Source organism: Sporocytophaga sp., from assembly GCF_017745095.1.
Taxonomy (GTDB): domain Bacteria; phylum Bacteroidota; class Bacteroidia; order Cytophagales; family Cytophagaceae; genus Sporocytophaga.
Genome location: NZ_JAGHZZ010000005.1, coordinates 245,696 through 257,883, shown reverse-complemented (window position 1 = coordinate 257,883; position 12,188 = coordinate 245,696). Strand labels below are relative to the sequence as shown.

General features: G+C 34.6%; 8 protein-coding genes. 5 read left to right on the top strand and 3 right to left on the bottom strand.

The window, feature by feature from the left end; translation table 11 throughout:
- Window positions 1–388: 388 nt before the first annotated feature.
- Window positions 389–904, bottom strand: a complete 516-nt coding sequence (locus J7604_RS09950; RefSeq protein WP_293894934.1) for an HAD family hydrolase — start codon at window positions 902–904, stop codon at window positions 389–391.
- 51 nt (window positions 905–955) lie between these two features.
- Between J7604_RS09950 and hemG the strand changes: the two genes are divergently transcribed.
- A complete protein-coding gene (gene hemG / locus J7604_RS09945; protein ID WP_293894931.1) occupies window positions 956–2,323 on the top strand; it encodes a protoporphyrinogen oxidase in 1,368 nt (455 codons plus the stop codon).
- 22 nt (window positions 2,324–2,345) lie between these two features.
- On the top strand, window positions 2,346–3,080 hold the full coding sequence (locus J7604_RS09940; protein ID WP_293894928.1) for a polyprenol monophosphomannose synthase: 735 nt from the start codon (window positions 2,346–2,348) through the stop codon (window positions 3,078–3,080).
- Between the two features lie 32 nt (window positions 3,081–3,112).
- Here the strand turns inward: J7604_RS09940 and J7604_RS09935 are convergent, their stop codons facing one another.
- Window positions 3,113–4,330, bottom strand: a complete 1,218-nt coding sequence (locus J7604_RS09935) for an FtsX-like permease family protein (protein ID WP_293894926.1) — start codon at window positions 4,328–4,330, stop codon at window positions 3,113–3,115.
- Window positions 4,331–4,488: 158 nt separating this feature from the next.
- On the opposite strand from J7604_RS09935, the gene J7604_RS09930 reads away from it, so the two are divergent.
- The 3 genes from J7604_RS09930 to J7604_RS09920 are packed head-to-tail and all read left to right on the top strand — an operon-like array spanning window position 4,489 to window position 7,145.
- Window positions 4,489–5,703: a DUF1343 domain-containing protein gene (locus J7604_RS09930; RefSeq protein WP_293894923.1), complete on the top strand. Its 1,215-nt coding sequence runs from the start codon at window positions 4,489–4,491 to the stop codon at window positions 5,701–5,703.
- Window positions 5,704–5,733: 30 nt separating this feature from the next.
- Window positions 5,734–6,663 (top strand): methionyl-tRNA formyltransferase, encoded by a 930-nt coding sequence (fmt, locus tag J7604_RS09925; protein ID WP_293894920.1) that lies wholly within the window; start codon window positions 5,734–5,736, stop codon window positions 6,661–6,663.
- The gene (locus J7604_RS09920; RefSeq protein WP_293894917.1) at window positions 6,657–7,145 is read left to right on the top strand and encodes a dihydrofolate reductase; all 489 of its coding nucleotides are present in this window, start codon (window positions 6,657–6,659) and stop codon (window positions 7,143–7,145) included. Before fmt ends, J7604_RS09920 begins: the two co-directional genes overlap by 7 nt.
- A gap of 22 nt (window positions 7,146–7,167) precedes the next feature.
- Here the strand turns inward: J7604_RS09920 and J7604_RS09915 are convergent, their stop codons facing one another.
- A complete protein-coding gene (locus J7604_RS09915) occupies window positions 7,168–12,186 on the bottom strand; it encodes a C25 family cysteine peptidase (protein WP_293894914.1) in 5,019 nt (1,672 codons plus the stop codon).
- Window positions 12,187–12,188: the final 2 nt, after the last annotated feature.

The window sequence follows — 12,188 nt, the reverse complement described above, 5'->3', positions numbered from 1 at the left end:
ATCAGAAAAAAAGGATTTACTCAAAATTCTTAAAAAAAAAAGAATTGGATAAATTAAAGATTTTAATCCGGCATTTTAGTGCCTCAACTCCCTAAATTTTCAGTGAATATTGCTTAAAAAATCAAAAAGTTAAGCAAAAAACAAACGGCACCAAAGTGCCTTAAATAATATAAATATAACCTGATTTACAATAATTTACAGTTTGAAAAGATGAAACAATCTTTAATATTTACGTATAATCGATTGAACAAGAGTAAAAAAGTGGCTTAAACACGCTACTAATTACGTTTAAACTATTTTTTCATATTTTTTTAATTATCTTTTTTATCTAAAAAAATTGGCCCTCGAAAATTTTTCGGGGCCTTTTTTTTTAATTGCTTGTTAAATCTTATGCCTGCAAAATTAATTCTGAAGCATTTTTAAGGTCATCCGCTTTAATGTTTACTTCAACCGGATTAGGTTCTTCATGGCCCACCAGAACTGTTTTAATTCCAAGTTTTTTTGCAGGTACTAAATCTCTGTTCTTGTCTCCAATCATCCAAGAAGATTTAATATCGATATCAAATTTCGCAATTGCTTTTTCAAACATCAGAGAATCCGGCTTTCTGGAAATTGATTCTGATATAGTTTGATGGTATGGACTGTAGTAATATCTATCTATAAGATTTCCACATTTTTCCTGGAAAAAATCATGACAGATCTTTACATCTTCATGACCATAAATGCCTTTGGCAATCCCAGATTGGTTTGTAATTACAACCAACAGATAACCAGCCTTTTTAAATGCCTTCAAAGCCTCTATTACTCCTGGTATAATTTTAAAATCTTCCAAAGTATATGTATAATCAACTTTGTCAACATTAATCACACCATCGCGATCAAGAAAGATACATTTAGCGCCCATTAAATTTCCTTTAATTTTTTTGGCAAAAATAATCCTTTTATATGCATTGGAATGTATTTTCGCAAGCAGGAACTTACACCAGATATTATGGTTGGAATAATCGGAGCAGGAATTTCAGGATTAACATTAGCTTATCGACTTCAGGAAAATAACATCCCTTACCTTTTGCTGGAAGAAAATGACCTTACGGGAGGGTATATAAAAACTGAAATTACTAATAATTATACATTGGACATAGGTCCGAACAGTATCTTGGCTGACGAAGAAATTACAAATTTCTTTAAAGCAATAGGCATTGAAAATGAACTTATTGAAGCAAATCCAAATAGTAAGGATCGTTATATTTTTAAAGCTGGTAAATATCAAGTATTACCCGATTCCCCGCCAAAATTGCTCAAAAGCAATTTCTTTTCTTTCAAGACTAAAATTTCAATCTTAACAGAATTTTTCAAAAAAACTGAGAAGATTGAAAACGAAACTTTGGCTCATTTTATAACGAGAAGATTTAATAAAGAAGTTACTGATTACGTACTAAATCCATTTGTAACAGGTATTTACGCTGGAAATCCTGAAAAACTGCTAGTAAAACTTACTTTTCCAATTTTAAATGATCTGGAAAATAAATATGGTTCTGTTTTAAAAGGAATGATAAAATCTGGTGGAAGCAGTAGGAGAAAATCTTTTAATTTTAAAAAAGGCATGGCTACATTGCCAAAAGCTATTGCTGAAAAACTTAAGAATCTTCAGGTAAATACAAAAGTAGAAAAGGTCGAATATCAAAATGGTCAATTCAGGGTATCTGCTCTTTCAAACGGACAAATACTTTCGTACAATTTCAGCCAATTAGTTATAGCAACTCCAGCATATGCAGCATCTGTAATTATGGAAAATATATCTCCTGAAGTTGCAAAGGCTTTGAGTCATGTTGAATATCCGCCCATGGCATTGGTTCATACAATTTATACAAAGGAAAATGCCAATGTTCAATTGAATGGTTTTGGAGGCCTGAACCCTAAGATTGAAAATAAATTTGCTGCTGGCTCCATATGGACTTCCTCTGTATTTTCAAACAGAGTCTCCAATGATCAAATCCTACTAACATCCTTTGTCGGTGGCGGCCAGTATTCAGAACAATACAAAAGTGACGATCGTCAAATCAAGGAAAACATCATCCAGGATTTTCAAAAAGATTTGAAGATTAAAGGAAAACCGGTAATGCAAAAGGTTCACAGATGGGAAAAAGCAATACCACAATATGATAAGAACCTTCAAGCGGCTTATTCGGAAATTGAAAAGCTCCAGATTAAAAGCTTATATTTCTGTGCCGGCTGGTATAAAGGAGTATCACTTTCAGATTGTATAAAAAATGCGAGTCAACTAGCAAAAAATATTTCCACCTTAAAGGATATTCATTCTTAAATTTGTTTTTTATTTTTAACACGTGGAAAAGGCGATTGTCATTATACCTACTTACAACGAGAAGGAAAACATTGAAACTGTAATCAGGAAGGTTTTTACATTAAGTATCCCTTTTGATATTCTTATTATAGATGATGGATCGCCCGACGGAACTGCAAATATTGTTAAAGAGCTTCAACTAGAATATCCAGGCAGACTTTTTCTGGAACAAAGAAAGGGAAAGCTAGGCCTTGGTACCGCTTATATACATGGTTTCAGATATGCTATTGCTAGAAACTATGAGTATATCTGCGAGATGGATGCAGATATGTCTCACAATCCCGAAGATCTTGTTAAACTATATAATTCGTGCGCGGAACAAGGCTATGATCTAGCCATTGGTTCCCGTTATGTAAATGGAATAACAGTGATCAACTGGCCGATGAGTAGAGTTTTAATGTCCTATTATGCCAGCACGTATGTTCGTTTTATTACTGGTATGCAAATTCAGGATACCACAGCTGGTTTTAAGTGTTACAGGAAAAAGGTTCTTGAAACAATTAACCTGGATGATATTAAGTTTACAGGGTATGCCTTTCAGATTAAAATGAAATTTTTAACCTGGAAATACGGTTTCAAAATAATAGAAGTGCCTATCATATTCACCGATCGTACACTTGGCCAGTCGAAAATGTCCTCAGGGATTTTTAAAGAAGCTGTATTTGGAGTACTTCAGATGAAGATTGAAAGTCTGTTCAAACATTATATTCCAGAATAATATAATTAAAAATCATTATTCTGATTTTTCTTCTAGCTAAACTTAATTGATTTAACCGGTTTTATTTTTGAAATCACAAACACCGGAATAAACATAACCAGAGCTATCAGGGTAAATGTCATCACATTTATTAATGCCAATACTTCAAAATTCCACTCAATCGGAACTGAACTCATGTAATAGTTTTCTGGGTCCAGTGGTATAATCTTAAAGTAGTACTGCAAAAGGCAAAAACCAATACCGGCAATATTTCCCCAAAGCATACCCCTCAGAATTATAAAAATACCATTATACCAAAATACTCCGCGAATTTGGCCATCAGTAGCTCCGAAAGCTTTTAATATCCCGATCATCCTGGTTCGTTCCATGATCATGATAAAAAGTGTTGAAACCATATTGAAGCTGGCAACAAAAAGAATAAGGACCAGAAATATGGCAACGTTTCGATTTAGCAAAGCTAGCCAGTCAAAAATCTGAATATATCTGTCGGTTATCTTTTCCAGCTGCATGTCATAATCCATCGCTTCAAATACCTTTTCTGAAGCGGTTGTCAGAGTTGAAAAATCTTTCAGAAAGATTTCATAACCACCAACTAATTCCTCATTCCAGTTATTTATTTTCTGCAGAAGCCTGATGTCTCCAAGTATAATCAGGTCATCAAATTCTTCAAGGCCAGTTTCATATATTCCTTTAATCAGAAGTTTTCTATAGCGCGGGGGATTTTGAACAAAAAAGATCATAACACTGTCTCCAATGCTAAGCCTCATTTTATTGGCAATCCTTTTACTGATCATGATTTCCCTTGAATATCCACTATCAGGCAAAGTCAAAAATCTTCCTTCTACTATATTATTTTTAAACCTGGAAAAACTAAAATCTTTTCCTATTCCTTTCACAATTACCCCGTTTACTTCCTCTTCAGTTTTAAGCAAACCTGCCTTTTTACTATAAACCTGAATATGAGCAATCTCCCCAATCTTTGAAGGATGGTCATATAAATCTGTATGTTTGGGGAAAGGAGATTCCTCATAAGAGCGACTGATATCATGTCTGCTTACCTGAATATGCGCTCCAAAACTAAAAATCTTCTCTTTGATTCTTTTTTTAAAGCCTTCCAGTATTCCAAAAGACACTATGATAAAGGCAAGCCCAATGGCAATGCTTGCGATTGCTATATTCCTGACCAGATATGTAAAAGAATCTTTCCTGACGTGACGAATTCTGCTGGAAATAAATTGGTATATATTCATGAACCGATCTAGCGGAAAATAACTTTCAATTTATAGAACTGATTATTATAAAAACGACCTTAATAAAAGAAGGAAAATTATAAACCATCTGAAAAATCGTTTTAATTTTAACCCTTAAATATACTTACATATTTGTTTATCATTCAAAAAATTTAAAAATGGACAAAATGTTTTTGGCTTTTTTTCTATCATTCAGCTTGTTGATGAATGTTTCATCCTGCCATTCAATGGATAAACAAACAGATTCTGCAAAAAAAGATAATACTTCTCAGGTGACAGCTTCCCCAATACTTCCGGGAGCTTATCAGACTGGGGAATATTTACCTTACCTAAAAGATAAAAATGTAGCTTTGGTTGTAAACCAAACAAGTCTGATCAATAACACCCACCTGGCTGACACTTTACTAAGTCTTGGTGTAAAGATTAAAAAAATATTTGCCCCTGAGCATGGTTTCCGGGGAGAAGCAGATGCTGGTGAAACAGTAAAAAATGATCTTGATAAAAAGACAGGTTTACCACTTGTTTCTCTCTATGGCAACAACAAAAAGCCTTCTGCGGAGCAACTTAAAGACATTGATGTAGTAATATTTGACATTCAGGATGTTGGTGCAAGATTTTATACCTACATAAGCACCATGCATTATTTAATGCAAGCCTGCGCGGAAAACAACAAGACACTTTTAATACTCGACAGACCTAATCCCAATGGTTTTTACATTGATGGGCCAGTACTTGAACCAAAGTATAAATCCTTTGTAGGGATGCACCCCATTCCTATTGTTCATGGTTTGACAGTTGCCGAGCTCGCACAAATGATTAACGGAGAGCATTGGCTGGACAGCAATAGAACATGCAATCTTAAAATTGTAAAGGTAAAGAACTACGAACATAAGGATCGATATGTCCTGCCAGTAAAGCCTTCACCTAACTTACCCAATGACTTGTCAATCATGCTTTATCCGTCTCTGGGACTATTTGAAGGTACTGTAATGTCTGTGGGAAGAGGCACAGACAAAGCTTTTCAGGTTATTGGTGCACCGGATAGTGTATATGGAAAAGACAAATTTACTCCAGTTCCAACATTGGGAGCAAAAAATCCTCCTTATGAAAACAAAGTTTGTTACGGTGTTGATCTGACGAAACTATATCCTGAGCCAGGCCTCAAGCTGAAATATGTAATTGACATGTACAAAAAAGCGCCGGACAAAGAAAAATACTTTAATAACTTTTTCAATAAACTTGCAGGAAACAGTAGCTTGCAGGATCAAATAAAAAAAGGGATGAGCGAGGTTGCAATAAGGGAAAGCTGGCAGGCTAATCTTGATAAATACAAGCTCATGAGGAAAAAATATCTTTTATACAAAGACTTTTAAACTCATATTATTCCCAGTTAACATCATTTTATGCCAAAGGACTTAAGAATCATTTATATGGGAACACCTGATTTTGCTGTTCCCAGCTTGAAAATTCTAGTAAAAAACTCTTATAACGTAGTAGCTGTAGTAACTGCTCCTGACAAACCTGCTGGCCGTGGCTTAAAACTAAAAGCTTCACCAGTAAAGGAGTATGCTGAATCTGAAAACATTCCTGTCCTACAGCCTGTAAGTCTTAAAGATCCTGCATTTCTGGAAGAGCTAAAAAGTTATAACGCAAACCTTCAAATAGTTGTAGCTTTCCGTATGCTTCCCGAATCTGTTTGGAATATGCCTGAATTAGGCACATTTAATCTGCATGCTTCTCTCCTGCCCCAATACCGCGGTGCAGCGCCAATCAACTGGGCTATTATCAACGGGGAAACAGAAACAGGTATTACCACATTTTTTCTTAAGCATGAAATCGACACGGGAGATATAATATTTCAGGAAAAAGAACCAATTTACACGGAAGACAATTTTGAAACATTGTATGGGAGATTGATGAACCTTGGTGCTGAGCTTGTACTGAACACTGTTCATGCGATTAAAAATGATGCAATAGTCCCTAAACCTCAGGTTATGTCTCAGGAGTTAAAACCTGCGCCTAAAATTTCAAAAGAAACAGGAAAGATAGACTGGTCAAAACCATCTGCTGACATATTAAATCTGATAAGAGGCTTATCTCCTATCCCTTCTGCTTGGACAATTTTAAATGATAAGGTTTTGAAAATATACAAGGCTTCTATTGTAAACTCCATTAATGTAGAAAATCCTGAACAAAAATCATTTTTATGTGATAATAAAACTTACCTGTATTTCAGAACAGGCAATGGATATCTTAGCCTTGAGGAAATTCAGCTTGAAGGAAAGAAAAGAATGATGATTGACGAATTTTTAAGGGGATATAAACCATGCTAAAATCCATAATAGTAGCTGTATCAGCCAATGATGTTATCGGTTATGAAAACAAGCTTCCTTGGCATCTTCCTGCGGACTTAAAATATTTTAAAAACCTAACAATGGGCCATCATGTGATCATGGGTAGAAAAACCTATGAGTCCATTGGAAAGATATTACCTGGAAGAATATTTATAATTGTAACCAGGGATAAAAACTATATGGTACCAGGAGCTACTGTAGTTCATTCTATAGAAAATGCTTTTGAATACTGTAGCAAGAATAACGAATCTGAAGCCTTTATAATTGGTGGAGCAGATATCATTAATCAATCTGAAAGATTTGCAGATAAGCTTTACCTTACAAGAATTCATGAGGATTTTGTAGGTGATGTATATCTTCAATTTAATATGGCTCTGTGGAAGGAAGAATCAAAACAGGATTTCACTTCTGATGAAAAGAATAAATATCCTTATTCATTCCTGGTATACAATAAAAAATGAGCCCTATATTTCAATCACTTATCTATCTTAAAATATAAAGTTTTCCATAATCTTTTTTAAATGCTTTATCACCCGCAGTAGATCTTCTTTTAAAATTGTCTCCCGCATTCTTAATTACGACACGATATAAATAAACACCATTTGCAAGCTTATCACCAAACTCATCAGTGCCATTCCATGCGTATTCAGATTTATTGTGTCCAATTCTAATACTTCCAAGCTCTGCTTTGGTGATTTCCCTTACTACTTTTCCAGTCACAGTCATGATTTGAATCTTAAGATCTTCTGGTATTTCAGAACCGGTAAGAGTAAAAACAAATCTGGTACTAGTAGAGAATGGATTAGGATAAGGATAAAAATGACTAATAGTTGATTCATTAATCACTTCAAATGATATTTCATAGAAATTACTACCAGCCCTGTTATTAGATGCATCTGTTCCCTGGACAATTAATTTGTACATTCCATCGGGAAGATTTTTGGGGTTATAGTCAACACTAAATCTGTTTGTCCCTTTTTCACCATTTTGCCCCCATCTTAAAACATCAGGATTGTTGAAATAAATAGGTTCTGGTTGTCCGTTCCCCCGCTGAAGAAAGATCAAAACACCAGTAGTATCTTTTTTCAAAAGGTATTTATTTTCATCATTAATAACTACATTGATAAGCGGGCTTGGTGAAACAATATCTCCATCCATAATATGCGCTCCATCAAATAGAACATCTAACAATGGATTAGTTTTGTCCTTATCAACTGAATAGTTTAATTCAAGAATATTATTGGTGTAATATTGTTCCTTTTGAAGTTTCGGATTTACATATACCTGAAATTGATTTCTCCCTGAAAACCCAGCAGTGTTTACTTTTTGATTAAACGAGATCGTTCCAAAAGGATCAAGTTTTCCAATATTCACAAGAGTGGTATCTGCTTTTCCAGTCTCTAAACTTCTTTGGATATATCTAACTTTTAGGGAATCCTTAAAAGGTAAATTTGTGATGTTATCAAAGACAAATTTGAGGTTTACATTTTCACCTTCATACTTATTCTTTATAGAATATTGATCAGCGCCTGCTGCTTGTATATTCAATGTTCCTTCAGGAATTGGACTATAAATAACTTGCCATTTTCCAAAATCAGGAGGTACAAGATTTACCGAATCTTCCAGATTTACACTTAACTTGATATATGGATAAATATCTGAATCAATTATTTTACTTAAATCAAGACTGTCTTTATCTTCAATCGCAATAGTGTCACTAAGACCATCAAATTTATATGCTATAATTTTCAGGTTATATTTTTTACCATCGTCTTTTGAAATATCCCTGAACAAAGTTCCCCATTGATCTGCAGGTCCTATAAGCGTAGATGTCATTACTCCTTGATAAAAACTTCCAAGGATATTAGTTGTAATCTCTACTTTCTTAGTTGAATATTCTTCAAAAATAGGAGCAGATTCTCCTTTTTTTGCAAGCAATATATATCCGTATTTATTCTTTAAACTATCTAAATATTTTGCTCCGGTATATTGTTTTATCAAGGCCTTGAGAGATGCAGGCCATTCTTCGTACTTAACAATTCCAAAGTTAAATAGTAAAATATAATCGCCATCTTTTATAGCATTAAGATATTTTCTTATTGACAGACTATCAGGAAGTCGGGCAAACAACCTGTTATTCCTGCCACAATAAGTGATTTCCTGATTGCTCATTGCAAAATATGGAAGTCCGGTTATTTTATCAACTGAAAGACAATACATCACATCCTGATAGCAGTAAGCACCTGACCTCCCATTGAAAACCTGAGCTACTCCATTTATATTGGCCCAAGCTTGACGAAATTGCTCCGGAGTAAACTCAGTGTTAATGGTATCATAATCCGGTCCATCTGTTTTTATATTCAATGTAGTTGATACATTTTCAAACTTCAATTTCCCAGTCAAATCATCAATCATGAGGTGATCCAGGTCATTTTTGTTCAACTGGCCTATTTGTGATTGGGACCAACCTTCCGGACTTTCTTTTATATAAATAAATGAACTGTTGGCCCAAATTTCACTTTCACCCGGATGAAGAATTGCCTTCCTTACACGCCAATAATAAACTATGCTGTCGTTCTGGGGCAAATTATCCATCAACTTTACATTCTCCCACTTTATTAGTGAGCCAGAATTTACAGTTATAGATTTCTTAAAAGGGCTATTAAAGACCTTTGATGTATCAAGTTCTATTAAGTAATTTTCTGATTCTTGCAGCAAATCTGTTGTTTGAGCAATGAATGTTACAGGTTGCTGATTGACAACACTAAACTCTCTTGGAAAGAGACACTGAACCCCACTCAATGGCATAAAATAATCCAAAGACAATTTATTATTTACTACATCATCGACCTCCGGAACTTTATTTTCGCAATCAATGGTCACTTCAAAAGTATTAGGCCCATAAGTTGAAACATCTTTAGAGCTTATAACATAATAAAGTGTGTCTTCATAATAAATCGGAGGATAGAAAACCGGAGGATAATTAATTACTTTTGTTCCGACTTCTCTTTTAATACAAATGCTAAAAGAATCCGAATTGGTTATACCTAAATTACTAATAGGAATACCGATAGAAAATGAGTCAGATAAAGCATTTACATTATTTCCGTCAAAAGATTTAATAAATATCCCGGTACTATTTATAGAATAATCGGTCCTGTCCTTTTTATACTGAGAATATCCTGGAGCATAAACTCGCAAAGCAGGGTCACCTACAAGAATCATTTGTTCTGAATTGGCAATAGCAACTTCATTATTGGGTCCTTTAAGATATGCTTCAATAACATCACGTTGAATTTGCCCTATAGGCCTTTGCATTCCTATGGTATCCTTGAACATCTTATCGTAGAATATTGAAGAGTATCTTCTCATCTCTGTTGGGTATCCGGAATCTGTATGCCCAACAAATATTACAGCTCCTTTATTGGGAGTTAAAAGCCAATCTTCAGCAAATGAATATCCAAAATATATATTGGAAGAAGCACATCCATTCATCAATATCATTGGATATCTGCCTTTATTGTTGTACCCGTAAACATTAAGTGATGCAAAACCAATATCAATTTCAGAATAAGTTGAGGATGAATGTCCCAAAAAAGTAATTAAACCAATTCCGCTATTCACTTCTGCTGATACATTCATAAATTCAGTAGGATTGGTAGAACTCTTTGCAAAACTCTTAACCCTTCCTCCCCAAAAAGGACCTTCTGCTATTGTCTTGAATCCTTTTAGATAGTCTCTGAACGTTATGATCTGAGATTCATTTGCACCTCCGCTTAAATGCAATATATTCTTCCTCCACAAAGCATTTGGATTGAGAGCAGAATTTTCATGCTCTTTAATTTTATTTAAATAATTATTCAACCTGTCAGAATTTGTGGCAGGTATCCTCCCAATTGGAATAGCAGGCACATATTTATCTTTTCCTCCAAGGCCAATAACATACGTCCAATCACTTCCAGGACTTCCTCCTGCAGGAATCAAGTCTTGCACTCGTTCCTGAGCAACAGGACCATTAATAAATGATTGAGGATTATTTCTATAATAGTTTCCTGGAGACCCATGGGCAGGATCCAATCCTTTACCAAGAATTAGTGCATATTCTGGCTTACCTTTATCAATATAATAACTTAAAAATTTCCTGACAGCTGCAGGGGTCTTCTCCCCATATGTAAATAAATCATAGAGTTTCAATACATCTACAACTAGAGGTTTATGACCTCCACCCTCAATTGACTGTCTGTAAGTTGCATATTCATTGGCCTTTGCCCATAACAAACGATGCGTAATGATCAGATAATCCATATTTAAAGGATACGGAGTAAGATCTGTTTCATTAATCTTTAACACTCTGTTATAGCTAGAGATTCCTGTTATCAGATATTTTGATCCCGACTGATTATTTACAGGTAATTGAAGCTTACCTCCTGTTAATTGTCCTTTAATAAGCTTTAGATTATTTCTGTCATATAAATCATATACAACAGGAATAGATGGAACAGAAAATATCCCGGACAAGGAAACTAATTTTGCTGAAGGTAAAAGATTTAACACCACCTCTGTCCTTCCTGACATATCTGTTAACTGCGGATATTTAAGTTTAATATATGCAACTGACACTGCATCTGCATCCGGAGGAACTCCCAATATTCTTATGGTAACTTTTAGCTGTCCGCCCGAAAATGCTAATGGATTTACATCAACCTCAAACTTCTTATTAGTATGATTTGAAAAGCCATTTACAATGTAAGAGTATGGACTAGAGGATGCGTCATTTCCCAGAATAACCTGAATATTATGATTGAGATCATTTCTTCCTGAAAAAAGTATTTCAAGCTTAGGCAATTGCCCAGAACTGTAGTAATTATTAGTATTTAATAAATATTCACTACTTTGACCATTATATATTAAATAACCAGTCCAACCTTCGCCATAGTCCCAGGAAGACTTTGCTGTTTCAATAGAATAGTTCACTCCCCTGTCATATTCATCAGTAAAGACATTTAAAATTTCTTCCAGATGATAGGGTTCAGGTGATCCGGAAAAATCACCAGCGAACTCCTGCATTCTCTTTCCATTAATAGAACCGGAGATTGTAAGAAAATATGCAGTCGTATCGGAATATAAATTATAATATTTATGGGGCTGGCTATAATAAGGGTCGTAAAGAAGGCTGTCTAATTCACCATTGTTTCTTATTCCATAAAAAATCAAGGAATCACTCTGATCAAAATGCGTATCTTCCTCTCCTTGTATACGAATTGCCTGCTCTTTTCCACGATGAAAGAGTTGTATCTTCCGAGCATCAGAACTACTTAATGGAACACCTGCACTTACAAGATCATTGTAGGTTAATACATACATTCCACTCTTTGACACTGGTATTCTAAAATATCGTTGTCCTGAAACTATCCATTCATTTCCATATATCTGGGCAAAGGAACAATGAAAGAATAAAATGAAAGAAAGAAGGACGCAATATTTAAGAAAACTCTTTACCATAA

Bases quoted from the DNA above. Each gene is read 5' to 3' on its own strand.
- J7604_RS09935 (WP_293894926.1), bottom strand. From the start codon at position 4,330: ATGAATATATACCAATTTATTTCCAGCAGAATTCGTCACGTCAGGAAA.
- fmt (WP_293894920.1), top strand. From the start codon at position 5,734: ATGCCAAAGGACTTAAGAATCATTTATATGGGAACACCTGATTTTGCT.
- J7604_RS09920 (WP_293894917.1), top strand. From the start codon at position 6,657: ATGCTAAAATCCATAATAGTAGCTGTATCAGCCAATGATGTTATCGGT.
- J7604_RS09915 (WP_293894914.1), bottom strand. From the start codon at position 12,186: ATGGTAAAGAGTTTTCTTAAATATTGCGTCCTTCTTTCTTTCATTTTA.
- J7604_RS09930 (WP_293894923.1), top strand. From the start codon at position 4,489: ATGGACAAAATGTTTTTGGCTTTTTTTCTATCATTCAGCTTGTTGATG.
- J7604_RS09950 (WP_293894934.1), bottom strand. From the start codon at position 904: ATGGGCGCTAAATGTATCTTTCTTGATCGCGATGGTGTGATTAATGTT.
- hemG (WP_293894931.1), top strand. From the start codon at position 956: ATGTATTTTCGCAAGCAGGAACTTACACCAGATATTATGGTTGGAATA.